This window comes from Caulobacter sp. P1_D6, assembly GCF_056406095.1.
In genome coordinates, this window is the sequence record NZ_JBFUAW010000014.1 from 60,220 (window position 1) to 85,552 (window position 25,333).

Annotated in this window: 22 protein-coding genes; 20 read left to right on the top strand and 2 right to left on the bottom strand. The window is 69.7% G+C overall.

The window, feature by feature from the left end:
- Nucleotides 1–74: 74 nt before the first annotated feature.
- The 10 genes from AC1DYP_RS10240 (at nt 75) to murG (ending at nt 11,612) form a co-directional block, all read left to right on the top strand.
- On the top strand, nt 75–542 hold the full coding sequence (locus AC1DYP_RS10240) for a division/cell wall cluster transcriptional repressor MraZ (protein WP_477035689.1): 468 nt from the start codon (nt 75–77) through the stop codon (nt 540–542).
- A complete protein-coding gene (gene rsmH / locus AC1DYP_RS10245; protein WP_477046241.1) occupies nt 539–1,501 on the top strand; it encodes a 16S rRNA (cytosine(1402)-N(4))-methyltransferase RsmH in 963 nt (320 codons plus the stop codon). Before AC1DYP_RS10240 ends, rsmH begins: the two co-directional genes overlap by 4 nt.
- Nucleotides 1,498–1,959, top strand: coding sequence for a cell division protein FtsL (ftsL, locus tag AC1DYP_RS10250; RefSeq protein WP_477046242.1), 462 nt, complete (start codon nt 1,498–1,500; stop codon nt 1,957–1,959). Before rsmH ends, ftsL begins: the two co-directional genes overlap by 4 nt.
- Nucleotides 1,956–3,710 carry a peptidoglycan D,D-transpeptidase FtsI family protein gene (locus AC1DYP_RS10255; RefSeq protein ID WP_477046243.1) on the top strand — a complete coding sequence of 585 codons (1,755 nt, stop codon included), beginning with the start codon at nt 1,956–1,958 and terminating at the stop codon, nt 3,708–3,710. Before ftsL ends, AC1DYP_RS10255 begins: the two co-directional genes overlap by 4 nt.
- Nucleotides 3,707–5,164: a UDP-N-acetylmuramoyl-L-alanyl-D-glutamate--2,6-diaminopimelate ligase gene (locus AC1DYP_RS10260; RefSeq protein WP_477046244.1), complete on the top strand. Its 1,458-nt coding sequence runs from the start codon at nt 3,707–3,709 to the stop codon at nt 5,162–5,164. Before AC1DYP_RS10255 ends, AC1DYP_RS10260 begins: the two co-directional genes overlap by 4 nt.
- Nucleotides 5,157–6,548 (top strand): UDP-N-acetylmuramoyl-tripeptide--D-alanyl-D-alanine ligase, encoded by a 1,392-nt coding sequence (locus tag AC1DYP_RS10265; protein ID WP_477046245.1) that lies wholly within the window; start codon nt 5,157–5,159, stop codon nt 6,546–6,548. The genes AC1DYP_RS10260 and AC1DYP_RS10265 overlap by 8 nt, the downstream gene beginning before the upstream one ends.
- A complete protein-coding gene (gene mraY / locus AC1DYP_RS10270; protein ID WP_477035695.1) occupies nt 6,548–7,663 on the top strand; it encodes a phospho-N-acetylmuramoyl-pentapeptide-transferase in 1,116 nt (371 codons plus the stop codon). The genes AC1DYP_RS10265 and mraY overlap by 1 nt, the downstream gene beginning before the upstream one ends.
- A gap of 13 nt (nt 7,664–7,676) precedes the next feature.
- A complete protein-coding gene (murD, locus tag AC1DYP_RS10275; protein WP_477046246.1) occupies nt 7,677–9,092 on the top strand; it encodes a UDP-N-acetylmuramoyl-L-alanine--D-glutamate ligase in 1,416 nt (471 codons plus the stop codon).
- Between the two features lie 202 nt (nt 9,093–9,294).
- The gene (gene ftsW, locus AC1DYP_RS10280) at nt 9,295–10,467 is read left to right on the top strand and encodes a putative lipid II flippase FtsW (RefSeq protein ID WP_477035697.1); all 1,173 of its coding nucleotides are present in this window, start codon (nt 9,295–9,297) and stop codon (nt 10,465–10,467) included.
- Nucleotides 10,468–10,526: 59 nt separating this feature from the next.
- Nucleotides 10,527–11,612 carry an undecaprenyldiphospho-muramoylpentapeptide beta-N-acetylglucosaminyltransferase gene (gene murG / locus AC1DYP_RS10285; RefSeq protein ID WP_477046247.1) on the top strand — a complete coding sequence of 362 codons (1,086 nt, stop codon included), beginning with the start codon at nt 10,527–10,529 and terminating at the stop codon, nt 11,610–11,612.
- Here the strand turns inward: murG and AC1DYP_RS10290 are convergent.
- Nucleotides 11,609–12,067 carry a hypothetical protein gene (locus AC1DYP_RS10290; protein WP_477046248.1) on the bottom strand — a complete coding sequence of 153 codons (459 nt, stop codon included), beginning with the start codon at nt 12,065–12,067 and terminating at the stop codon, nt 11,609–11,611. The genes murG and AC1DYP_RS10290 overlap by 4 nt on opposite strands.
- A gap of 102 nt (nt 12,068–12,169) precedes the next feature.
- On the opposite strand from AC1DYP_RS10290, the gene murC reads away from it, so the two are divergent.
- The 7 genes from murC (at nt 12,170) to ftsZ (ending at nt 21,698) form a co-directional block, all read left to right on the top strand.
- Nucleotides 12,170–13,588: a UDP-N-acetylmuramate--L-alanine ligase gene (gene murC, locus AC1DYP_RS10295; RefSeq protein ID WP_477046249.1), complete on the top strand. Its 1,419-nt coding sequence runs from the start codon at nt 12,170–12,172 to the stop codon at nt 13,586–13,588.
- A gap of 124 nt (nt 13,589–13,712) precedes the next feature.
- Entirely contained in the window at nt 13,713–14,618 is a 906-nt protein-coding gene (gene murB / locus AC1DYP_RS10300) for a UDP-N-acetylmuramate dehydrogenase (protein ID WP_477046250.1), read from the top strand.
- 185 nt (nt 14,619–14,803) lie between these two features.
- A complete protein-coding gene (locus tag AC1DYP_RS10305; RefSeq protein ID WP_477046251.1) occupies nt 14,804–16,210 on the top strand; it encodes a M28 family peptidase in 1,407 nt (468 codons plus the stop codon).
- Nucleotides 16,211–16,465: 255 nt separating this feature from the next.
- Entirely contained in the window at nt 16,466–17,440 is a 975-nt protein-coding gene (locus tag AC1DYP_RS10310) for a D-alanine--D-alanine ligase (protein WP_477046252.1), read from the top strand.
- Nucleotides 17,409–18,320: a cell division protein FtsQ/DivIB gene (locus AC1DYP_RS10315; protein ID WP_477035705.1), complete on the top strand. Its 912-nt coding sequence runs from the start codon at nt 17,409–17,411 to the stop codon at nt 18,318–18,320. The genes AC1DYP_RS10310 and AC1DYP_RS10315 overlap by 32 nt, the downstream gene beginning before the upstream one ends.
- Nucleotides 18,321–18,351: 31 nt before the next feature.
- Nucleotides 18,352–19,677, top strand: a complete 1,326-nt coding sequence (gene ftsA, locus AC1DYP_RS10320) for a cell division protein FtsA (RefSeq protein ID WP_477035706.1) — start codon at nt 18,352–18,354, stop codon at nt 19,675–19,677.
- 479 nt (nt 19,678–20,156) lie between these two features.
- Nucleotides 20,157–21,698: a cell division protein FtsZ gene (gene ftsZ, locus AC1DYP_RS10325; RefSeq protein ID WP_477046253.1), complete on the top strand. Its 1,542-nt coding sequence runs from the start codon at nt 20,157–20,159 to the stop codon at nt 21,696–21,698.
- A gap of 121 nt (nt 21,699–21,819) precedes the next feature.
- Here the strand turns inward: ftsZ and AC1DYP_RS10330 are convergent, their stop codons facing one another.
- On the bottom strand, nt 21,820–22,122 hold the full coding sequence (locus tag AC1DYP_RS10330; RefSeq protein ID WP_477046254.1) for a hypothetical protein: 303 nt from the start codon (nt 22,120–22,122) through the stop codon (nt 21,820–21,822).
- 154 nt (nt 22,123–22,276) lie between these two features.
- Between AC1DYP_RS10330 and AC1DYP_RS10335 the strand changes: the two genes are divergently transcribed.
- The 3 genes from AC1DYP_RS10335 to AC1DYP_RS10345 all read left to right on the top strand — a co-directional run bounded on the left by AC1DYP_RS10335 (nt 22,277) and on the right by AC1DYP_RS10345 (nt 25,321).
- The gene (locus AC1DYP_RS10335; protein WP_477035709.1) at nt 22,277–22,747 is read left to right on the top strand and encodes an Lrp/AsnC family transcriptional regulator; all 471 of its coding nucleotides are present in this window, start codon (nt 22,277–22,279) and stop codon (nt 22,745–22,747) included.
- Nucleotides 22,748–22,752: 5 nt separating this feature from the next.
- The gene (locus AC1DYP_RS10340; RefSeq protein WP_477046255.1) at nt 22,753–23,952 is read left to right on the top strand and encodes a sialidase family protein; all 1,200 of its coding nucleotides are present in this window, start codon (nt 22,753–22,755) and stop codon (nt 23,950–23,952) included.
- 247 nt (nt 23,953–24,199) lie between these two features.
- The gene (locus AC1DYP_RS10345) at nt 24,200–25,321 is read left to right on the top strand and encodes a pyridoxal phosphate-dependent aminotransferase (RefSeq protein ID WP_477046256.1); all 1,122 of its coding nucleotides are present in this window, start codon (nt 24,200–24,202) and stop codon (nt 25,319–25,321) included.
- The last annotated feature ends 12 nt before the right edge of the window (nt 25,322–25,333 follow it).

The window sequence follows — 25,333 nt, forward strand, 5'->3', positions numbered from 1 at the left end:
CCCATGTTAACCCACTTCTGCCGGAGCGATCGTGGCAGGGCGTCCGGCGGCGGGCTTAAACAGGGGTAGGCGAGGTGTTTCTCTCGACGTTCGAGAAGCAGCTGGACAGCAAGCGGCGCATCGTTGTGCCGCAGGACTTCCGCGCCGCGCTCTCGGGTCCGTTCGACGGGATCTTCTGCTTCCCCTCCATCGAGGCCGATTGCCTCGAGGCTGGCGGAAAAAGCCTGTTCGATCGTTACCAGGGCGTGATCGACGAGCTGCCGTTCGGCGATCCGCTGCGCTCGGCGCTGGAGACCAGCGTCCTGGGCGGCATGGCGCGGCTGTCGTTCGACACCGCCGGCCGGATCACGCTGCCCGACACCCTGTGCGAGATGTTCGGCCTGACCGACTGGGTCGCGGTGGTCGGCCTGGGCGAGCGGTTCCAGATCTGGTCGCGCGAGGCCTTCCAGGCCCACCGCGCCGCCCAGCGCGAACTGGCCCGCGACGGCCTGGCCGCCATGCGCGCCCAACAGCGCACCGCCCGGATCGGGGGCGTGGCGTGAGCGATCTCGAAGCCTTTCCGGAGCCCGGCGCGCCGCACGTCTCGGTGCTGCTCGACGAAGTGGTCGGCGCCCTGGCTTCGGGTCCCGGCGACATGGTCATCGACGGCACCTTCGGGGCCGGCGGCTACACCCGCGCCATTCTCGCCACGGGCGCTTCGGTCACCGCTTTCGACCGCGATCCCAGCGTCCAGCGTTTCACGGGTGAATTCGCCGCGACGGATGGTCGCTTTCGTCTAATTCAGGACCGCTTTTCGCAAATCACCGAGTATTTCGAGGATGCGTCGCTGGACGGCGTCACCCTGGATCTTGGCGTTTCCTCCATGCAGCTCGACGAGGCTGAGCGCGGCTTCTCCTTCATGCGCGACGGTCCGCTGGACATGCGCATGGGCGCCGACGGCCCGACCGCCGCCGATCTGGTCAACGAACTGGATCAGGTCGAGCTGGCCCGCATCCTCTACGTCTACGGCGAGGAGCACGCCTCGCGCCGCATCGCCAGCTTCATCGTCAAGCGCCGGGGCGAGCGTCCGTTCACCCGCACCCTGGACCTGGCCCACGTGATCGAGCGCGCCCTGGGCGGCCGCAAGGGCGCCAAGGTCCACCCCGCCACCCGTTCGTTCCAGGGCCTGCGGATCGCGGTCAACGCCGAGCTGGAAGAGCTGGAGGCGGGCCTCGTGGCCGCCGAGCGCGTGCTGAAGCCGGGCGGTCGCCTGGCGGTGGTCACCTTCCATTCGCTGGAAGACCGCATCGTCAAGAATTTCCTGGCCGAGCGGGCCGGCCGCACGCCGGGCGGGTCGCGTCACCTGCCGCCGGTCGAGGCCGGCGCCCCGGCCAGCTTCCAACTGATCTCGTCCAAGGCCATCGCGCCGGGCGAAGCCGAGCTGGCGGTCAACCCGCGCGCCCGGTCCTCGAAACTGCGCGCCGCGGTGCGCACGACCGCTCCCGTGTGGAGCGCCGCATGAGCCTGGCGAGCATCTTCGACCGCCGCGTGCGGGGCTTCCGGGTCGTCGAGCTGGTCTGCCTGACCATCCTGCTGATCCTGGTCCTGGGCGTCTACATGGCCAAGACCTTCGCCGGCCGCGAGCGCGCCCAGATCGCCTCGGTCGAGGCGCAGATCGTCGACGAGAAGGCCCGCGTCCGCCTGCTCAAGGCCGAGGTCGCGTTCCTGGAGCAACCGCGCCGCATCGAGCAGTACGCCCTGCAGCTGGGGCTGGCGCCGATCAGCCCCGAGCACGAGACCACCGAGGACGCCCTGATCGACGTCGCGCGCCACGCCCCGGCCGCCCACGCCCCGGCCTCGCCGACGGCGGCGGTGAACAACGAGGCGGCCTCGGCCGAGGCGCCCGAGGCGACGCCCGACGACTATCCGGCCCCCGAGCTTTCCACGAGCCAGCCCGCTTCCGGGGAGGCCCCGCGATGAGCCTCGCCAATCTCGCCCCCGGCGGCGCGCCCGCGGCCTGGCGCTGGCTGATCGAACGGGTCTGGCGGCTGGAGCACGCCTTCGAGCGCTCGCGCGCCGCCGCCCGTCCCGAAGACGACACCCGCATCCGCATCTTCTTCGTCATGGCCATCTTCGGCCTGGCCTTCACCGTGCTGGCCCTGGGCGCGACCTGGGCGGCGGTGTTCTCCAAGGTGGGCGGCAACGGCTATCTGGCCTCGACCGACGGGGCGCGGGGCGACCTGGTCGACCGCAACGGCCAGCTGCTGGCCGTCGACCTGACCCACTACGCCCTCTACATCGACCCCAAGGACGTCTGGGACGCCAAGGCCACGCGCAAGGCCCTGGCCAAGGCCCTGCCCGACGTGCCGGCCAAGCGCCTGGACCAGGCGGTGTTCTCGGATCGCCGCAGCTTCGTGGTCGGCGGCATGACCCCGGCCGAGAGGGACGCGATCTTCGACCTGGGCCTGCCGGGCGTCGAGTTCGAGGAGCAAGCCCGCCGCGTCTATCCGCTGGGCTCCAGCGCCGCCCACTTCATCGGCTTCGTCGACAAGGGCGGCAAGGGCCTGTCCGGCGCCGAGAAGGCCCTGGACAAGTCGGTGCGCGAGGCCTCGGCCAAGGGCCCGGACGGCGCGATCCCGCTGTCGATCGACCTGCGCGTCCAGGCTGCCCTGGAGGACGAGGTCCGCAAGGCCGCGATCGAGTTCCAGGCCAAGGACGCCGTCGGCATCGTCACCAACGTCCATACCGGGGAGATCCTCGGCATGACCAGCTTCCCGGACTACGACCCCAACCGGCTGAACCAGGCCTCCGGCGAGCAGATGACCAATCACGCCGCCGCCTCGGTCTACGAGATGGGCTCGACCTTCAAGGCCTTCACCGTGGCGATCGGCCTGGACACCGGGGCAGCGACTCCGGCCTCGACCTTCGATGCGCGCGAGCCTTTCCAGCTGGGCTATCGGACGATCCACGACTACCACGCCGCCCGGAAGATCCTGACCCTGGTCGAGGTGTTCCAACATTCGTCCAACATCGGCACCGCCATGCTGGCCGAGCGGATCGGCGGCGAGCGCCTGAGCCGCTATTTCAACGCCCTGGGCCTGACCAAGCCGGCCAAGGTCGAGCTGCTGGAATCGGCCCGCCCGCTGACCCCGAAGAAATGGGATGACGACGCGGTGGCGTCGACGTCGTTCGGCCACGGCATCAACGTCTCGCCCCTGGCCCTGGCCCAGGCGATGGGCGCGCTGCTGAACGGCGGCACGCTGCAGCCGCTGACCATCCACAAGATGGCGAAGGGCTTGCGCCCCGAAGCCCCCCGCGCGGTCTCCGAAGAGACCTCGCAGCAGATGCTGCAGATCATGCGCGCCAACGTCACCGGCGGCAGCGGCAAGTCGGCCAACATCCCGGGCCTGTCGGTCGGCGGCAAGACCGGCACCGGCGAGAAGTATGATCCGGCCATTCGCGGTTATAACCACCAGCGTCAGGTCTCGTCGTTCGCGGCGGTGTTCCCGACCGAGGGGGCGCTTGAGGCCGATCGCTACTTCGTGCTGATCCTGCTGGACGAGCCGAAGGGCAACGCCAAGACCTTCGGTTTCTCGACCGGCGGCTGGGTGGCCGCGCCGGCCGCCGGCCGAGTCATCGACCGCATCGCCCCGTTCCTCGGCGTGCGCCGGCAGAGCGACATCTTCACCGTGGCCTCGCAGCCGCAAGCCGCTCAGGAGGCGGGACTTTGAGCAAGACCCTTTCACAGATCCTGAACCGGCCGTGCGAGGTCGATCCCGTGATCACCGGGGTCACCGCCGACAGCCGCAAGGTGCGTGAAGGGTTCCTGTTCGCGGCCCTGCCGGGCAGCAAGGCCGACGGCCGCAGCTTCATCCCCGGCGCGATCGCCTCGGGCGCGGCCGCCGTGCTGGCGCCGGACGACGTCGAGGGCCTGTCGGTCCCGGCCGTCCACGCCGGCGACTTGCGCCGCGCCTACGCCCTGGCCGCCGCCCAGTTCTGGGCCGAGCAGCCGGAGACCTGCGTGGCGGTGACCGGCACCAACGGCAAGACTTCGGTGGCCGGCTTCGCCCGTCAGATCTACGCCCGCCTGGGCCGCAAGGCCGCCAGCATGGGCACCCTGGGCGTCGTGGTCAGCGCGCCGGGCGTTCCGGATCAGCAGTTGACCCCGCCGGGCCTGACGACGCCGGACGCCGCCGACGTCGCCGAGATGATGGCCAGGCTGGCGGGCATGGGCGTCACCCACCTGGCCGTCGAGGCCTCGTCGCACGGCATCGATCAGCGCCGCCTGGACGGCGTGCGCCTGGCCGCCGCCGGCTTCACCAACTTCACCCAGGACCACCTGGACTATCACGGCACCATGGGCTGCTACCGGGCGGCCAAGCTGCGGCTGTTCGAGACCCTGCTGCCGCGCGCCCGCACCGCCGTGCTGAACGCCGACAGCGACGCCTTCCCGGCCTTCGCCTCGGCCGCCGTCACGTCCGGCCAGACGATCCTGTCGGTCGGCCACGAAGGGCAGGGGCTGACGCTGGTCTCGCGCACGCCCGTGCCGCAGGGCCAGCGCCTGAAGATCGCCGCCCAGGGCCGCGAGTTCGACGTGCTGCTGCCGCTGGCCGGTGATTTCCAGGCCTCCAACGTGCTGGTCGCGGCGGGTCTGGTCCTGGCCACCGGCGAGGACCTCGACGCGACGATCGCCGCGCTTGAACACCTCGAAGGTGCGGCCGGCCGGCTGCAGCGGGTCGGGACCGGCGCGCGCGGCGGCGAGGCCTATGTCGACTACGCCCACACCCCCGACGGACTGGAGACCGTGCTGGCGGCCCTGCGTCCTCACACGCGCGGCAAGCTGATCGTGGTGTTCGGGGCCGGCGGCGACCGCGACCGCGGCAAGCGTCCCCTGATGGGCGAGATCGCCGCGCGCCTGGCCGACGTGGCCATCGTCACCGACGACAATCCGCGCTCCGAGGAGCCCGCCTCGATCCGCGCCTCCATCCTGGCCGCCGCGCCGGGCGCGAAGGAATATGGCGACCGCCGCGAGGCCATCCGGGCCGGCGCATCGCTGCTGGCCGACGGCGACGTGCTGGTGGTGGCCGGCAAGGGCCACGAGCAGGGCCAACTGGTGGCCGGAGTGAACCATCCGTTCGACGACGTGACCGAGACCGCCCAGGCGCTGGAGCTGGCTCATGTCTAGCGCCCCCCTCTGGACCGCGAACGAGATCGCCGCCGCCACCGGCGGCCAGGTGCTGGCCGACTTCGAGGCCACCGGCGTGTCGATCGACAGCCGCAGCATCGAACCCGGCGACCTGTTCGTGGCCCTGACCGGCGCGCGGGACGGTCATGAGTTCGTCGTCCAGACCGCCGACAAGGGCGCGGCCGGGGCGCTGATCTCCAAGCCCGTCGCCGTGCCGGCCGTGCTGGTCGAGGACACCTTCATGGCGCTGGAGCGCCTGGGCGTCGCCGCCCGCGAGCGCGCGCCCCAGGTCCGGCGCGGCGCGGTGACCGGCTCGGTCGGCAAGACCAGCGTCACCCGGGCCGTCGAGGCGGGCCTGCGCCGGGCCGGCAAGGCCCATGCCTCGGTCAAGTCGTACAACAACCATATCGGCGTGCCGCTGACCCTGGCCCGCATGCCCCGCGACACCCAGCGGGCGGTGTTCGAGGTCGGCATGAACCACGCCGACGAGATCGTGCCGCTGTCGAACTTCATCCGGCCGCACGCCGTCGCCATCACCACCGTGGGCCCGGTCCACCTGGAGAACTTCGCCGACGGCGAGGAGGGCGTCGCCCGCGCCAAGGCCGAGATCTTCGCGGGCCTCGAGCCCAATGGCGTGGCCGTGCTGAACGCCGACAACCCCTGGTTCCCGCTGCTGAAGGCCGAGGCCGAGAAGGCCGGCGCCCAGGTCTGGAGCTTCGGCACGGGCGAAGGCGTCACCGCCCAGCTGACCGTGTTCGCCGCCGGCGCGAACGGCGCGGAGATCACCGCCGTGCTGCGCGGCGAGACCATCCACTTCCCGATCCTGCAGACCGGCGTGCACTGGGGCCTCAACAGCCTGTGCGTGCTGCTGATGCTGGAGGCCCTGGACGTCGACCGCGAGACCGCCCTGGCGGCGCTGGCCGAGTTCGAGCCGATCGAGGGCCGCGGCGCCGAGAAGACCGTCCACGTGCCGGGCGGGACCTTCACCCTGGTCGACGAGAGCTACAACGCCAATCCCGTCTCGATGCAGGCCGCCCTGGCCACCCTGGGCGCGCGCAAGGTCGCCGGCCGGCGCATCGTGGCCCTGACCGACATGCTGGAGCTGGGCCCCACGAGCGCCCGCTTCCACGGCGACCTGGCCGCGCCGATCGCCGCCGCGGACATCGATCTGGTGTTCTGCGCCGGACCGTTAATGAAATCTTTATGGGAAGCGCTTCCGCCGACTCGGCGAGGCGCGTACGCCCAGACTGCCGCCGAACTCGCGCCCCAGGTCGCTTCGGCGATGCGGCCGGGGGACGTGGTGATGGTGAAGGGATCGAACGGATCGAAGGCAGGGGCCGTGGCCGCCGCCTTGGGCGCGCTCGACCTCCAGGGACAGGGCTGATGCTGTATTTCCTCTATACTTGGCTCTCGCAGGGCGGGCACGAGCACGTTCCGGTCCTCAACCTGCTGAAATACCTGACCTTCCGCACCGGCATGTCGATGCTGACGGCCTATGTCGTGGCCGTGGCGATGGGCTCGCGCTTCATCCGCTGGATGAAGGCCAAGCAGGGCAAGGGCCAGCCGATCCGCACCGACGGCATCGCCCGCCACGTCACCGAGAAGGCCGGCACGCCCACCATGGGCGGCTTCATGATCCTGGCCGGCCTGTTCGTCGGCTCGCTGCTGTTCGCCGACCTGCGCAACGTCCACGTCTGGGTGGTGCTGGGCATCACCGCGGCCTTCGGCGTGCTGGGCTTCATGGACGACTACGCCAAGGTCACCAAGCAGACGACCGCCGGCCTCTCCAGCGGCCAGAAGCTGATCGCCCAGTTCATCGTCTCGATCCTGGCGGCCGTGGCGCTGATCGTCTTCGCGCCCAAGTCGCCGTCGACGGCCGGCCTGGAGACCTCGGTGGTCTTCCCGATCCTGAAGAACCTGGTGATCAATCTGGGCTGGTTCTACGTGGCCTTCGCCGCCTTCACGATCGCCGGCTTCTCCAACGCGGTGAACCTGACCGACGGGCTGGACGGCCTGGCCATCGTGCCGGTGATGTTCGCCGCCTCGACCTTCGGCCTGATCGCCTACCTGGTGGGCAACTTCAAGTTCGCCGACTATCTGAACCTGCACTTCGTGCCCGGCGTCGGCGAACTGGCCGTGGTCTGCGGCGCGATCATCGGCGGGGGCATGGGCTTCCTCTGGTACAACGCCCCGCCGGCCAAGATCTTCATGGGCGACACCGGTTCGCTGGCCCTGGGCGGGGCCCTGGGCGCGATCGCCGTCTGCGCCAAGCACGAGCTGGTGCTGGGCATCGTCGGCGGCCTGTTCGTGGCCGAGGCGCTGTCGGTGATGATCCAGGTCGCCTACTTCAAGCGGACCGGCAAGCGCGTCTTCCTGATGGCGCCGATCCACCACCATTTCGAGAAGCTTGGCTGGGCCGAGAGCACCGTCGTGGTCCGTTTCTGGATCGTGTCGATGATGCTCAGCTTCGTCGGCCTCGCCACCCTGAAGCTGAGATAGGAGAGGGCGCGCCATGATCCCGGTCCGCGGTTTCGAGGGCAAGACCGTCGCCGTGTTCGGCTTGGGCCGGACGGGGCTGACGGCCGCGCGCGCGCTGATCGCCGGCGGGGCCAAGGTGGCGCTGTGGGACGAGAAGCCCGAGAGCCGTCAGGCCGCCGTGACCGAGGGCCTGAACGTGGTCGACCTGTCGACCGCCGACTGGAGCCAGTTCGCGGCCCTGATGCTGTCGCCGGGCGTGCCGCTGACCCATCCCAAGCCGCACTGGACGGTCGGCAAGGCCAAGGCCGCCGGGGTCGAGGTGCTGGGCGACATCGAGCTGTTCGCCCGCACGGTGAACGCCGCGCCCGAGCACAAGAAGCCCAAGATCATCGCCATCACCGGCACCAACGGCAAGTCGACCACGACCGCCCTGATCGGCCACCTGTGCCGCCAGGCCGGGCGCGACACCCGGGTGGGCGGCAACATCGGCGAGGGCGTGCTGGGCCTGGAGGACATGCACGGCGGCGCGGTCTACGTGCTGGAGCTGTCCTCGTACCAGCTGGACCTGACCTCGAGCCTTAAGCCCGACGCCGTGGTGCTGCTGAACATCTCGCCCGACCACCTGGACCGCCACGGCGGCATGGACGGCTACATCGCCGCCAAGCGCCGGATCTTCCTGAACCAGGGCAAGGGCGACACCGCGATCATCGGCGTCGACGATCCGTGGTGCCAGCAGATCTGCACCGAGATCACCGCCGCCAACCGCCGCACCATCTGGCCGATCAGCGCCGGCAAGGCCATGGGCCGGGGCGTCTACGCCCTGCAGGGCGTGCTGTACGACGCCACCGGCGAGCGGGTGACCGAGATGGTCGATCTTCTGCGCGCCCGTAGCCTGCCGGGACGCCACAACTGGCAGAACGCCGCGGCCGCCTACGCCGCCGCCCGCGCCCTGGGCATCCCGCCGCACCAGGCCGTCGACGGCCTGATGAGCTTCCCGGGCCTGGCGCACCGGATGGAGACGGTCGGCAAGCTGGGCAAGGTCCGCTTCGTCAACGACAGCAAGGCCACCAACGCCGACGCCGCCCGCCAGGCGATGTCCAGCTATCCGAAGATCTACTGGATCGCCGGCGGCGTGGCCAAGGCCGGGGGCATCGAAGACCTGGTCGACCTGTTCCCGCGTGTCGCCACGGCCTACCTGATCGGCCAGGCGGCCGAGGACTTCGGCGGGACCCTGGAGGGCAAGGCCCCGGTGCGCCAGTGCGGCGACATCGAGACCGCCGTGGCCGCCGCCTATGCCGACGCCGCGGCGTCGGGCGAGGAGGCCATCGTCCTGCTGTCGCCCGCCTGCGCCTCGTTCGACCAGTTCGCCGACTTCGAGCAACGGGGCGAGGCGTTCCGCGCGGCGGTCAACGGGCTGGGCAAGGTGCCGGCCTCGGCGAAAAGGGCTTAGGTCTCGGCGGTTAGCACTTGCCCCCTACGGGCCTTCGGCCGTCTTCCCCAAGAGGGGGAAGAGGAGCCGCGTCCTCGTCCTCCGCCCCCTCGCCGCGACAGGCGGCGAAGCCGCAGGAGGGGGCAAATTTGAGTCCATTCGTCACACGCGTTCCAACCTCCACAACAACACTCGCTTAACCCTAAACTCCGACCCTCCGGCCATGACGTTCCAGACCACCCACGCCTTCGCCCGCACCGACCGTTCGCGGCTCGGCGTCTGGTGGTGGACGACCGATCGCTGGCTGCTGGGCGCCACCGCGATCCTGGTCACCGTGGGCGTGCTGCTGTCGTTCGCCTCAAGCCCGGCCGCCGCCGCGCGGATCGGCCTGGACGACCAGTTCCACTTCGCCGTGCGCCAGTGCGTGTTCGGTCTGGGCGCGGCCTTCATCGTGCTGTCGGTGTCGATGCTCAGCCCCAAGGGCATCCGGCGCTCGGCCTTCTTCATCTACCTGGCGGCCATCGGCGTCATGGCGGCCCTGCCGTTCATCGGCCACAGCGCCAAGGGCGCGGCCCGCTGGCTGCTGATCGGCGGCTTCACCTTCCAGCCCTCGGAATTCATGAAGCCGGCCCTGATCGTGCTGGTCTCGTGGATGTTCGCCGAGGGCCAGAAGGGCGAGGGCGTGCCCGGCGTCTCGATCGCCTTCTTCCTGTATTTCGTCGCCGTCGCCCTGCTGCTGATCCAGCCCGACGTCGGCCAGACCGTGCTGATCACCATCGCCTTCGGAGCCGCCTTCTGGATGGCCGGGGTGCCGATCTCGTGGATCATGGGCCTGGGCGCCGTCGCGGTCGGCGGGCTGATGTCGACCTATTTCCTGTTCGATCACGTCCATGCCCGGGTGCAGAAGTTCCTCAGCCCCGACCAGGCCGACACCCACCAGATCACCCGCGCCGCCGAGGCCATCCACGCCGGCGGCCTGTTCGGGCGCGGCCCGGGCGAGGGCGTGATGAAGCGCCACGTGCCCGACCTGCACACCGACTTCATCTATTCGGTCGCGGCCGAGGAATACGGCCTGGTGTTCTCGCTGGCCCTGATCACCCTGTTCGCCTTCATCGTGGTGCGCGGGCTCTACAAGGCGATGAAGCTGACCGACACCTTCGAGCAGGTGGCCGCCTCGGGCCTGTTCGTGCTGGTGGGCCAGCAGGCCTTCATCAACGTGGCCGTGAACCTCAACATGATCCCGACCAAGGGCATGACCTTGCCCTTCATCTCGTATGGCGGCTCGTCGATGCTGGCCATGGGCCTGACGCTGGGCATGGCCCTGGCGTTGACGCGCAAGCGTCCGGGGGCCTATGGCGGGGCGGGAGAGTTCGATCAGGCGGGGGCCCTGGGATAAGCTCGCCAGAGGAGAGCCGCCTTGCCCGTCATTCGCTCGCGTTTCGGAGCCGTATCTCAATGAGCAAGCTGGCCATCGTCGCCGCCGGGGGCACCGGCGGGCACCTGTTCCCCGCCCAGGCCCTGGCCGAGGCCCTGGCCGGGCGCGGCTGGCGCATCGTGCTGGCCACCGACGAGCGCGGCGCGCTGTACGCCGACAAGTTCCCCGCCGAGGAGCGCCTGGCGCTGTCGGCCGCCACCGCCAAGGCCGGCGACATCATCGGCATGGTCAAGGCCGGCCTCACGGTCTGGCAGGGCGTGAACCAGGCCAAGGCCGCCTTCAAGCGACTGGACCCGGCGGTCGTCGTCGGCTTCGGCGGCTATCCCGCCCTGCCGGCCCTGCTGGCCGCCGTGGGCCAGAAGCGCGCGACGGTGATCCACGAGCAGAACGCGGTGCTGGGCCGCGTGAACCGCTACCTGGCCCCCAAGGTCAACGAGGTGGCCTGCGCCTTCCCGACGCTGGAGCTGGCCAAGCCGGCCGTGAAGGCCCGCGTCCACGTGGTGGGCAATCCCGTGCGGCCGCCCGTGCGCGCGCTCTATGACGTGCCCTACCTGCCGCCCGAGGTGCAGCTGCGCATCCTGGTCACCGGCGGCAGCCAGGGCGCGCGCCTGCTGTCGGAGCTGATCCCCGAGGCCGTCGCCAAGCTGCCCGAGGACCTGCGCGGCCGTCTGAAGGTGTTCCAGCAGGCCCGCGCCGAAAGCATGGAAGGCGCCCGCAAGACCTATCGCAACGCCATGGTCGAGTGCGAGGTCGCCCCGTTCTTCCGCGACATGGCCGGCTATCTGCGCCAGGCCCACCTGGTGATCGGCCGCTCCGGCGCCTCGACCTGCACCGAGCTGGCCGTCGCCGGCCGCCCGTCGATCCTGATCCCGCTGAAGATCGCCGCCGACGACCACCAGCGCTTCAACGCCCGCCAGCTGGAAGAGGCCGGCGCGGCGGCCGTGTGCCTCGAGGACGAACTGACCGTCGACGCCATGGCCGGCGCCCTGAACGCCCTCCTCAAGGACCCTGAACGCCTGGGCCGCATGGCGGTGGGCGCGCGGTCGGTGGCCAAGCCGAACGCGGCCGAGGAACTGGCGGACCTCGTGGAGAAGACGGCGCGCTAAGGCTCGGCGCCCGTCGCGATCAGCGGCCGGCCGATCTTCACCGCCTCTTCGACATTCGTCGCCACCGCCACGCCCGCATAAGGCCGCCAGCCGTCGCACACGACCCTGGCCACCGCCTCATCCGCGCTCCCCGCCGGGATCGCCGCCGCTGGCCGCAAGTCTCCGCTGACGGGCCCCTCCTTGCCGCCCACCCGCACGCTGGAGAAGCCGGCGTGGGCGATGGTGCGGGCGTCGCAGTCGAGGACCTCGTAGCGCCAGCCGCCCCAGAAGGCCTCGGTCCCGGCGGTGAAGCCTTCCTCGGTCACCTGCAGCACGCGCAGCTTGGCGACGCGGCCCGTCCAGGCGACGCCGCTCATGTCCACGAAGGCGGCGAAGCGGCCGACGTCGACCAGGCGCAGTTCCAGCGGCGCCGAAGCCGGGACCTGCGCCAGGGATGGCGAGGCGAGGGCGGTCAAGGCGCACACCAGCCCGGCCACGCTTCGTCCCAGACGGAAATCCACGCGATCTGCACCAAACATCCCGTTTCACCCCGTCGCCAAATCGTCTAATCGAGCCAGATGATCCAGCGTCGACGCCCCGTCCCCTTCGAACTCGGCCCCGTGCACTTCATCGGCATCGGCGGCATCGGCATGTCCGGCATCGCCGAGATCATGATCCGCATCGGCTACACCGTGCAGGGCAGCGACGCCAAGGCCAGCGCCAATACCGAGCGCCTGGAGAAGCTGGGCGCGCGCATCTTCATCGGCCAGGACGCGGCCAATGTCGAAGGCGCTTCGGCCATCGTCTATTCCACCGCGATCAAGGCTGACAACGTCGAGATGGCCGCCGGCCGCGACAAGCGCCTGCCGCTGGTGCGCCGCGCCGAGATGCTGGCCGAGCTGATGCGCCTTCAGTTCAGCGTCGCCGTCGGCGGCACGCATGGCAAGACCACCACCACCTCGATGGTCGCGGCCCTGCTGGACGCCGGCGCCCTGGACCCCACCGTGGTCAACGGCGGGATCATCAACGCCTACGGCACCAACGCCAAGGTCGGCGAGGGCGACTGGATCGTGGTCGAGGCCGACGAGAGCGACGGAAGCTTCCTGAAGCTGAAGTCCACCGTGGCCATCGTCACCAACATCGACGCCGAGCACCTGGACCACTGGGGCGACTTCGACGCGGTGAAGAAGGGCTTCCAGGACTTCATCGAGAACATCCCGTTCTACGGCTTCGCGGCGGTCTGCACCGACCACCCGGAAGTCCAGGCCCTGACCTCGCGGATCGAGAACCGCCGCCTGGTCACCTACGGGACCAACCCGCAGGCCGAGGTTCGCGTCAGCAACATCGAGATGGGCCCCGAGGGCGCCAAGTTCGACATCCTGATTTCGCCGCTGTCGGGCGACCTCGTGCTCTACGAGGGCCTCAAGATGCCGATGGCCGGCCACCACAACGTGCTCAACGCCACGGCCGCGGTGGCGGTGGCCCGCGAACTGGGCGTCGACGCCGCCGCCATCCGCGCCGGCCTGGCCGGCTTTGGCGGTGTGAAGCGTCGCTTCACCACCACGGGCGTGGCCAACGGCATCCGCATCGTCGACGACTACGGCCACCACCCGGTCGAGATCGCCGCCGTGCTGAAGGCCGCTCGCGCGGTCAGCACCGGCAAGGTGATCGCCGTGGTCCAGCCGCATCGCTACACCCGCCTGCGCGACCTGATGACCGAGTTCAGCTCGTGCTTCAACGACGCCGACACGGTGATCGTCGCCGACGTCTACACGGCCGGCGAACAGCCGATCGAGGGCGTCGACCGCGATCACCTAGTCGAAGGTCTCAAGAAGTTCGGTCACCGTCGGGCGCTCGCCCTGGAAAACCCCGCCGCCCTTCCGGCTCTGATCGCCGCCGAGGCGCAGTCCGGCGACTTGGTGGTGCTGCTGGGGGCCGGGGACATCACGAGCTGGTCCTACGCCCTGCCGGGGCAACTGGAAGCGCTGGCGAAGTAGTTTTCGAGGGGCGAACCCCCTCAGTCGCTCCGCGACAGCTCCCCCAGAGGGGGAGCATCTGGAACCAACAAATCCTCCCCCTCTGGGGGAGGTGGCCCAGAGGGCCGGAGGGGGCTCGTCGCTGATGACCTGGAAAACCCAACTCCCCGCCGTTCGCGGCAAGCTGCTGGTCGACGAGGCCCTGGCGCCGTTCACCTGGTTCCGGGTGGGCGGCCCGGCCGACGTGGTGTTCCTGCCGGCCGACGAGCAGGACCTGGCCGACTTCCTGAAGGCCCTGGACCCCGCCGTGCCGGTGCTGGCCATCGGGGTGGGCTCCAACCTGCTGGTCCGCGACGGCGGCGTCGAGGGCGTGGTGATCCGGCTGGGCAAGGGCTTCAACACGGTCGAGGCCCTGGGCGACAACCGCATCAAGGCCGGCAGCGCCGTGCCCGACGCCATCCTGGCCCGCAAGGCGGCCGACGCCGGCATCGCCGGGCTGGAGTTCTATGCCGGCATCCCCGGCACCATCGGCGGCGCGACGATCATGAACGCGGGCTGCTACGGCTCGGAGACCGCCAACGTCCTGGTCTCGGCCCGGGTCATGGACCGCCAGGGCCAGGTGCGCGAGATGACCGCCGCCGACCTGCACTTCACCTACCGCCATAGCGCCTTGCAGGACGCAGGCGACCTGATCGTGCTGGACGCGATCTTCGAAGGGCTTCCCGACGAGCCGTCGGAGATCAAGTCCCGCATGCGCGCCATCACCGAGCGCCGCGAGACCACCCAGCCGATCCGCGAGAAGACGGGCGGCTCGACGTTCAAGAACCCGCCGGGCCACTCGTCCTGGAAGCTGGTCGACGACGCCGGCTGGCGCGGCCGCCTGTACGGCGGGGCGATGTTCTCGCCCCTGCACAGCAACTTCCTGATCAACACCGGCGAGGCCACCGCCGCCGACCTGGAAGGCCTGGGCGACACCGTCCGCGCCGACGTGCTGGCCAAGACCGGCGTGCAGCTGGACTGGGAAATCAAGCGCATCGGGCGGACGGGATAGGCCGCGGTCGGGGACATGCGCTTGCGCGTGTCCCCAAATCCTGGCGCGGCGCCCAGGATGCTGCTGGGGACACGCACAAGTGCATGTCCCCGACACAGCCTCAAAGGTTACCGATAGTTCATCCGGTTGTTGCCTATCCGCTGGCTAGAGCGGTGCTATGAAACCTCCCAAACGAGGGAGTCTCCATGCGCCTGTTCCGCACTCTGCTGACCGCCGCCGCCGTTTCCGCCTTGATGGCCGGCGCTTCTCACGCCCAAGACGCCAAGACCGCCGAGGCCCTGCGCGACAAGGCCCTGCTGGACCGCACCGCCTGGGACGTCACCGAGGACCTGACCACCAACATCGGCCCGCGTCTGGTCGGCTCGCCCGCCATGGCCCGCGCCAAGGACTGGGGCGTGGCCAAGTTCAAGGCCCTGGGCTTCACCAACATCAAGGTCGAGGAATTCGCCAAGCCGTCGTGGACGCGCGGCGAGGAGAGCGCCGAACTGGTCGCCCCCTATCCGATGAAGCTGAGCATCGTCGGCCTGGGCCGCACCGTGCCGACCGGCCCGAACGGCGTCGAGGCCGAGGTGGCCCTCTTCAAGACCTACGCCGAGCTGATCGCCGCGCCGGAAAGCGCCGTGAAGGGCAAGATCGTAGTCATCACCCAGCCGATGGTCCGCGCTCAGGACGGCGCCGGCTACGGCGTGGCCGGCATCTCGCGCCGGTCGGGCCCGGTCGAGGCCGCCAAGCGCGGCGCGGTCGGCGTGCTGATCCGCTCGATCTCGACCTCGGACTCCACCGTCCCGCACACCGGCGTCACCGCCTTCGGCGAGCAGGTCGTCACCATCCCCGCCGCCGCCCTGGGCGTGCCGGAAGCCGAGCAGCTGGAGCGCCTGGCCGCCAAGGGCCCGCTGCGCATCAAGCTGAAGCTGGACTCCAGCGTCGATCCCAAGGACGTGGCCTGGAACATCTCGGGCGAGATCAAGGGCTCGGAGAAGCCTGACGAGGTGATCGTCATCGGCGGCCACCTGGACAGCTGGGATGTCGGCACCGGCGCCCTGGACGACGCCACGGGCATCGCCATCACCACGGCCGCCGCCAAGCTGATCGGCGACCTGCCCAAGCATCCCAAGCGCACCATCCGCGTGGTGATGTTCGGCTCGGAAGAAAGCGGCGGCTCGTCGGAGGCCTATCTGGCCGCCCACAAGGACGAACTGCCCAAGATCGTACTGGCCGGCGAGAGCGACACCGGCGCCGACCGCATCTACAGCCTGCAGATCCCCAAGGGGTCGGCCGCCCACCCGGCCATGCAAACCGCCGTCCGCGTGATCGCGCCGCTGAAGATCTATCTGGACCGCAATCCGCCGGCCCACGCCGGCGCCGACATCGAGGGCCTGGAAGAGTCGGGCGTGCCGGTGATCGCCCTGAACCAGGACGCCAGCCGCTACTTCGACTACCACCACACCATGGACGACACCCTCAACAAGGTGCGTCCGGACGAGCTGGCGCAGAACGTCGCGGCCTGGGCCAGCTTCATCTACCTGGTGGCCGACAGCGACATCGACTTCCGGACCCTGAGCGCCGCGGCCCCGGCCGCGCCGGCGCACTGATCTTCAGACCCTCTCCCATAGGGAGAGGGAGGGGCCTATTGCGTGGCAATGGGAGGGTGAGGAGTTTGGACGTCCGACGGTGTGCCGGCAGAGCGTCGGTGTGAAGTCATCAAGGGCGTAAACCCTCTCCCTCCCACGCGTCGCGTGGGTCCCTCCCTCTCCCAAGGGAGAGGGCGATGGAGGCGGGAGAGGGCGCGTCAAAGCTCCACCCTTTCTCCCTAGCCCCTCCACACCGCCCCGCTACGGCTGCGGTCCATGACCCCAGCCCGTCCCCTCGCCAACCAGCACATCGTCGTCCTGCTCGGCGGCCCCTCGGCCGAGCGCGAGGTCAGCCTGGCCACCGGCGCCGCCTATGCCGACGCGCTGGAGCGTCTCGGCGCCCGCGTCAGCCGGGTCGACCCCGGTCCAAGCCTCCCCTCTGGCATCGCCCAGGTCCTGACTGCTCTAGCGCCCGACCTCGTCTTCAACGGCCTGCACGGCCGCTGGGGCGAGGACGGGTGCGTGCAGGGCGTGCTGGAGACCCTGGGCCTGGCCTACACCCACTCCGGCGTCCTGGCCTCGGCCCTGGCGATGGACAAGGCGCGGTCGAAGGCGGTGCTGGCGGCGGCCGGGATTCCCGTGCCCGGCGGCGGATTGTTCGATCGCCACGATGTCGCGCGCGACCATGTGATGCAGCCTCCCTACGTTGTAAAACCCAACGCCGAGGGATCGTCGGTCGGGGTGTTCGTCGTCCCCGAGGGCGCCAATGGCCCGCCGCGCGAATTGGCCGCGCCGGACTGGGCGTTCGGCGACCAGGTGCTGGTCGAGCCGTTCGTGCCCGGCGTCGAGCTTTCGGTCGCGGTTCTTAACCACGTAACGGGCCCCAGGGCCCTGGCGGTCACCGAAATCCGCCCGTCCACAGGTTTCTACGACTACGACGCCAAGTACGCGGAGGGCGGTTCGATCCACGTTTTGCCGGCCCCGATTCCCGACGCCGTAAGGGATCGGGCCCTGCATCTGGCCAAGCTTGGCCATGCAATTCTTGGTTGCCGAGGTGTGACTCGATCGGACTTCCGTTATGACGGAATTAACGACCTTCTGGTCCTTTTAGAGGTCAATACGCAGCCTGGCATGACACCCACTTCGCTCGTCCCCGAGCAGGCGGACCACACCGGCGTTTCGTTTGATCGTTTAGTGTTCTGGATCGTGGAGGACGCTTATGCCCGCGGTAGTGCGGGGGGGACCGCGTAAGCCAACGCGCCCCCGGGCCGAAGCGCCCGCAAGTCCGAAGGCCCGCCCGGGCGCGCGCAACGCCGCGCCGCCGGCCGGGAAACTGCAAGCCGCGCGTGGGGGCGTGGGCGTGTCGCCACGCCTTGCCCTGACCGTGGCCGGCGGCGCGCTGGTCGTCGCCCTGGTCGCCACCCTGGCCACCGGCCACCGGATCGAGCGCCTGGGCCAGGCCCTGATGCGCGGCGTCGACGGCGAGTTCGCCGACATGGGCTTCAAGCTCAAGACCGTGCACATCGAAGGCGCCTCGCCGATGGCGAAGGCCGACATCATGAACGCCACGGCCCTGTACCAGGATCAGCCGACCCTGGGCATGGACCTGGCCGACCTGCGCGCCCGCGTCGAGGGCGTGGGCTGGGTCAAGTCCGCCAAGGTCGTGCGCCTGCTGCCCGACACCGTGTTCATCTCCGTCGAGGAGCGCCCGGCCCTGGCCGTCTGGCAGCATTCCGGCGCGATGCGGGTGATCGACGGCGAGGGCCGCATCATCCGCGAGGCCGACGCCGCGCGCTTCCCGCAGCTGCCGCTGGTGGTGGGGCAGGGCGCCGACCAGGCCGCCGGCGCCATCCTGCCGGCCGTCAACGCGCGGCCGCGCCTGCGTGACCGTCTGGAGGCGCTGGTGCGCGTCGACGACCGCCGCTGGGACCTTCGCCTGAAAGATGGTTCGCTGATCCAGCTTCCGGCCATTGACGAAGAGTCCGCGCTGATTCAATTGGATCAACTCGATCAACGACAACGAATCCTCGATCTCGGTTTCGCGCGCATCGATCTGCGCGATCCCGAAATGGTGGCCGTGAGGCCTCGCGACTCGGTGCTGCCTGGGCAGCCCGTGGCCGGCGGGGCTTGAACATGAACTTGTGTGTGAGGTGACTGTAGCGATGTCGCGACTGGATGACCGGAAACAAGCCCGCGAAGGCTTGAAGGCGACGCTCGTGCGTCAGCCGGCGGTCGCGGCCGTCGACCTTGGCGCGTCCAAGGTCACCTGCTTCATCATGAAGGCCGATGGGATCCATCGCGACAACCGCACCCTGACCACGGCCGGCGTCGGCTATGTGCAGTCGCGCGGCGTGCGCGGCGGGGCGATCGTCAATCTGGACGAGGCGGCGCAAGCCATCGCCCAGGCCGTCGAGCGCGCCGAGACCGTGGCCGGCGTCAACGTCCAGGGCGTTTCGGTCTGCACGGCCGGCGGCCAGCTGGCCAGCCACCGCGTCCACACCCAGGTGTCGCTGGGCGCCCGCCCGATCGGCGACGGCGACCTGTCGCGCGCCATCGCTTCGGCCCTGGCGCAAGTCCGCATTCCCGGCCGCAAGCCGATCCACCTGCTGCCGATCGCCTGGTCGGTCGACGGCCAGCGAGGCATCCGCGACCCGCGCGCCATGTTCGGCCGCGCCCTGGGTCTCGAGCTGCTGGTCGTCTCGATCAACGAGAACGTCTTCCACACCCTGGCCCACTGCGTCGAACGGGCCCACCTGTCGTTCGAGGGCGTGGTCGCCGCGCCCTTCGCCTCGGCCCTGGCGGCCCTGGAAGAGGACGAGATGGACCTGGGCGCCGTCTGCATCGACATGGGCGGCGGTTCCACCTCGGTGGCGGTGTTCAACAACGGCGCCCTGTGCCACGTCGACAGCCTGGCCGTCGGCGGCGGACACGTGACGCAAGACATCGCCCGCGGCCTGCAGACCTCGGTCGCCGGCGCCGAGCGCATCAAGACCCTGCACGGATCGGCCATCGCCTCGGCCAACGAGGACCGCGAGATGATCGAGGCGCCCCCGCGCGGCGACGATCCGGGCGCGGGTCCGGTGATCGCGCCCCGCAGCCTGCTGAAGGGCATCATCCAGCCGCGCGTCGAGGAGACACTGGAACTGCTGCGCGAGCGCCTGAAGGCCTCGGGCGCCCCGGTCGAGCCGGGCGCGGGCATCGTCCTGACCGGCGGCGCCAGCCAACTGGCGGGCGTGCGCGAAGTCGCCGTGCGGGTGTTCGACCGTCCGGTCCGCCTGGGTCGTCCGCGCCGGGTGCCGCACCTGGCCGACGCCGCGTCGGGTCCGGCGTTCTGCGCCGCCGCCGGCGTCCTGCACCGCACGGCCTTCGGTCCGCGTGAGGTGGTCTCGCCCAAGGCCCTGGCCGGAGCGGCGATCCGCAAGCGTCCGATGGACCCCAACGCCAGTCCGGTGGCCAAGGCCGCCGCCTGGTTGCGGGACAATCTCTGATCGAGCAGTCGTGGGACCTCGTCCCACAGCGCGGAAGCTTGGCTGAGTCGCGCCTGTCGGAGCGCGACTGTGATTTTTTGTGACGGTCCGATTTTTTCGTCTTGGTGAAGTTTTCCAAGATCAGTGGCCAAGTCTTAACAGACCTTAAGCATAAGCGTTTACGATCTAAGTGTCGGAAACACCTGACAGCCTAGTTTTCGAGGCTCCGAAAACGGGGTTTTCCAAGGCCTTTTGCGTCAGCGGCGTTCCGCCGCACGGCCCTTCGGGCTACCTTCGGGAACCCAATGAATCCCTCGTGATTCCTTTGGATAACTGGATTTTTCCAGCCTCTTTGGGGTCGACCGAGGGCCGACTCACATTATGGAGTTAACCACCGATTAAGGTTGGTGGTTGTTCTGTTAACCGGATCGTCGAGATGACTCCCGGCGGTCGAACCGCTCGGCAGTTGACGAATTCGGCGTTTAAGACGCGAGGCTCCCATGGCAATTTCTCTTTCCGCGCCGCGCACCACTGAACTGAAGCCGCGTATCGTGGTGTTCGGAGTCGGCGGCGCCGGCGGCAATGCTGTCAACAACATGATCGAGGCCGGCCTCGAGGGTGTTGAGTTCGTGGTGGCCAACACCGACGCGCAGCAGCTCCAGTTCGCCAAGACCGACCGTCGCATCCAGCTCGGCGTGCAAGTGACCCAGGGCCTGGGCGCGGGCGCTCACCCCGAAGTCGGCATGAGCGCCGCCGAGGAGAGCTTCCCGGAAATCGGCGAGCATCTGGACGGCGCGCATATGGTGTTCATCACCGCCGGCATGGGCGGCGGCACCGGCACCGGCGCCGCCCCGATCATCGCCAAGTGCGCCCGCGAGCGCGGCATCCTGACCGTCGGCGTCGTCACCAAGCCCTTCCACTTCGAAGGCCGTCACCGCATGCGTCTGGCCGATGCCGGCATCGGTGAGCTGCAACGTTATGTCGACACCCTGATCGTCATTCCGAACCAGAATCTGTTCCGCGTCGCCAACGAGCGCACGACCTTCGCCGAAGCCTTCGGCATGGCCGACCAGGTCCTGCACTCGGGCGTCCGCTCGATCACCGACCTGATGGTCCTGCCGGGCCTGATCAACCTCGACTTCGCCGACGTCCGCACGGTCATGACCGAGATGGGCAAGGCGATGATGGGCACCGGCGAGGGCACCGGCGAAGACCGCGCCCTGATGGCCGCCCAGAACGCCATCGCCAACCCGCTGCTGGACGAAGTCTCGCTGAAGGGCGCCAAGGCCGTGCTGGTCAACGTGACCGGCGGCATGGACATGACGCTTCTCGAAGTCGACGAAGCGGCCAACGCCATCTCGGATCAGGTCGACCCGGAAGCCAACATCATCTTCGGCGCCGCCTTCGACCCGTCGCTGGACGGCGTGATCCGCGTGTCGGTGGTCGCCACCGGCATGGACGGCGCGTCCATCGCCCAGATCGAGCCCAAGCCCGTGTCGCGCAACACCACGGCCCAGCCGCTGATCGCCGAGACCCGCCCGGCTGCCCCGCAAGCCGCTCCGGCCCCGACCACCGCCGAAGCCGGCCGTCCGGGCATGCGCTACGAGCCGCGCCCGATCGAGCGTCCCGCCGCGACCGCGTCCTACGCGCCGGAACCGGTCTATGAAGAACCCGCCCCGGTCGTCGAAGCCCAGGAAGACCTGCACTTCGAAGAGCCGGTGATGGAAGCCGCTCCCGAGCCCCGCATCGCCGCCCCGGCGCCGCGCGTGACCCGCATCGTCGACCCGCTGGTCGCCGACGCCGCCGAGGTCGAGGACGAGCCGCTCTACAGCGAAACCTACGAGGACCGCCGGGCCCAGAAGTCGGGCGGCTGGATGAGCCTGTTCGGCGGCGGTCGCCAGCAGCGCTACGAGCAACAGCCCGCGGCCCAGCAGCCGCAACGCGGCTCGGCCCGTCCGGCCCTGCAGCCGCTGGACCAGCCGACGGCTGAAGAAGGCGAGGATCTGGAGATCCCGTCCTTCCTGCGCCGCCTGGCCAACTGAAAGTCCCGATAAGTTTAGTGGCGTACCAGTAAGCGTAACCGAGACCCCCGGGGCGAAAGCTCCGGGGGTTTTGCTTTGTGGCTCGGGGACAGGCGCATGCGCCCGTCCCCGTCTGTTTGCTCTAGTGGGTCTTGGCGGCCGCGTCGGCGGCGGCGTCGGTCTTGCGCTCGGCCGCGCCGACAGCGTCGGCGGTGCTGTCAGCGGCCTTGTCGGCGGCGGCGGCGGTGTTGTCGGCGGCCTTGTCCGTCGCCGCGGCGGTGTTGGCGGCGGCGGTGTTGGCGTTGTTGGCGGTGTCCTGCGCGGCCGACGAGGCGGCGGCGCCGGCCTGATCCGCGGCGGCGGCCGTGTGGTCCTCGGTCTTCTGCGAGCAGGCCATCAGCGACAGGCTGGCGACGGCGGCGGAAATCAGCAGGGCGGTGCGCATGGGTTTCTCCTTGGGGCGGGACGTTGATCGTCCTCGCGGGCTCCAACGCCTCAGTCTGAAGTAAGGCTCCGGTTGAACGCCTGACGGTGTCCCGCAGCGATCAATCACGCTAGTCTTGGCACGATCTGCCAAGCCGCCTGAAGATTGGGTCACGATGAAGCTCACCCGCGCCGATCGGAAGATCCTGGAAATCCTCCAGCAGGACAGCTCGGTCACGAACGTCGAGCTGGCCGAGCGGGTCGGCCTGTCGCCCAGCCCGTGCCTGCGGCGGGTCAAGCAGCTGGAGGCCTCGGGCCTGATCTCCGGCTATGTGGCGCTGCTGGACCGGCGCAAGGCGCGGCTGGACCTGCTGGCCTATGTCGAGGTCCAGGTCGACCGCCACAGCGAAACCGCCGCCGAGGCCTTCGCCGAGGCCGTGCGGCGCGAGCCGATGGTGGTGGGCTGCCACGCCATGACCGGCGGCTACGACTACCTGCTGCGGGTGGTGGCGCCCAACCTCGACGCCTATGCCGACTTCACCATGAAGCGCCTGCTGAAGATGCCGGCCGTGAAGGACATCCGGTCGAGCTTTGTGCTCGAGACGATCAAGGACGCCACGGCGTTGCCGTTGGATTATCTGGAGTAGGCCGCATGATCAGGCTCCTGGCGGCGGGCGCGGCGGTCCTGGCCCTGACGTCGGGCGCCGCGGAGCCCGTCGCGCCCTACACGGTCGCGCCGAACCTGTTCCAGCAAGGGCGTCCGGACCTGGGGCTGCGCCCGGCGCCCGGCGCGCAGACCTTCACCGTCTTCGCGCCTACGGAGGAGACGGACCGCTTCAGCAACGGCGTGGTGCTGATCTCCTTCAAGGGGCGGCTGTACGCCCAGTGGCAGAGCTCGGCGCGGGACGAGGACTCCGCGGACACCTGGGTCGCCTACAGCGTCAGCGACGACGGCGAGGCCTGGAGCGTGCCCATGAGCCTGGCGCCGGCCGGGGAGGGCGGGACGATGCGCTCCAGCGGCGGCTGGTGGACGGACGGAAAGGTGCTGGTCGCCTACGCCAACGTCTGGCCCGAGGGCTTCCAGTCGGGGGCGGGCGGCTACGCCGAGTACCGCACCAGCCGCGACGGCCGGACTTGGAGCGCGCCGCGCCGCGTGATGGGCGCGAACGGCCGCCCGGTCGAGGGCGTGATCGAGCAGGATCCTCATCGGATCGACGGGCGGGTGATGACGGCCTTCCACCTGCGCCCGGGCATGATCGCCAAGCCGTTCTTCACCGACGATCCGCTGGGGGTGAAGGGCTGGACCGAGGGGCGCATGGCCAGCCTGCCGCGCGATACGGCGGGCGATGCGAGGGGCGCCGCCGCGCCGCACGAGCGCCGGCTGAGCCGCGAGATCGAGCCCAGCCTGTTCCGCCGCGCCGACGGCTGCGTGGTCATGGTGTTCCGCGACGAGGAGCTGAGCTTCCGCCAGCTGGCGTCCGAAAGCTGCGACCGGGGCGCGACCTGGACCACACCGGCCCTGACGGCCATGCCGGACTCCCGCGCCAAACAGAGCGCCGGCAACCTGCCGGATGGCTCGGCCTATCTGGTCAACGCGCCCAACGCCGATCGCCCGCGCATGCCCCTGGCGGTGACGGTCAGCCGCGACGGCCGGCTTTTCGAACGCAGCTGGCTGCTGCGCGGACAGGGCGACCTGCAGCCGCTGCGGTTCGAGGGGAAGTACAAGCGGCCGGGTTATCACTATCCCAAGAGCGTGGTCTCGAAGGGCTGGCTGTACGTCGGCTACGCGGCCAACAAGGAAGACGTCCAGGTGACGCGGGTCCCGGTGAAGGCGCTGGTTTCGCCCAGATAGCCAAAAGTCCTTCCCTCTCCTTGCGGCGAAGCCGGGGACATGCGCTCGCACGTGTCCCCAAGCCTGTCCGCGCGTCTATTGGGGACATGCACAAGTGCATGTCCCCGTTTGCCGGTCTCATCGGATCGAGATTGTGGTCCTTGTTGGCATAAAATGACCGTTTGTGGATAAGTGGCGGTCATCATCGCCACATCTCGTCGTGGCGAACGCCGTATCCTGCCGCCGTACCCCTCCCGGAGCGCGGCGCATGCTGGTTGTCGATCAAAAGTCCCTGTCGCCCGCCGTGGTCTCGCCGGTGCGTCCGGCCCTGGAAGGCGTCACCGCCTACAAGGCCGGCATGACCCTGGCCGAGGCCGGTCGCCTGGCCGGCCGCACCGACCTGTCCAAGCTGGCCAGCAACGAGAACCTGCTGGGCTGCAGCCCCAAGGTCGCCGAGGCCGTGCAGGCCGCCCTGGCCAGCCCCGAGATCTATCCGGACCCCTATTGCGAGACCCTGCGCGCCGCGATCGGCGGGCGGCTGGCGGTCGATCCGGCCCGCATCGTCATGACCCCGGGCTCCGAGGCCCTGATCGACTACCTGTTCCGCGCCGTGCTGCATCCGGGCGACAGCATCCTGCTGAGCTCGCCGACCTTCCCGGCCTACGAGATCTTCGGCCGCTGCGCCGAGGCGACCTTCGTCGACGTGCCGCGCCTGGCCAATTTCGACCTCGACGTCGAGGCCTTCAAGGTCGAGGCCGCCAAGGGCCCCAAGCTGCTGGTGCTGTGCACGCCCAACAACCCGACCGGCAACGCGATGCGCGGCGTCGACATCGGCGAGATCCTGGCCGTCACCCCGCGCTCGACCGTGGTCTTCGTCGACGAGGCCTATCGCGAGTATCACGAGGACTTCGACACCCTGGCCCTGCTGAAGGCCTGGGGCGGCAGCTGGGTCTCGGGCCGCACCTTCTCCAAGGCCTACGGCCTGGCCGGCATGCGGGTGGGCTACGGCATCTGCTCGTCGGCCGAGCTGGTCGGCTACCTGGACCGCATCCGCCCGCCGTTCAACGTGACCGCCATCAGCCAGGCCGCCGCCCTGGCCGCCTGGAACGACGTCGAACACCTGGAGCGCACGATCGCCCTGACCATCGCCGAGCGCGGCCGGGTCGAGGCGGTTCTGGACGCCATGGTCGTGGAGCGCACCGCCAGCGCCGCCAACTTCGTCTTCCTGCGCACCCCGGCGGGTCCCGAAGCGACCGCCGCGCGTTTGTTGCGGGAAGGGCTGATCGTGCGGCCCACGCCGGTGCCCGGCGGCTGGGTCCGGATCACCATCGGCCGTCCCGCCGACAACGACCGCCTGATCGCCGCCCTGCCGGCCGCCCTCGCTCTCTGAGTTCGGAGACAC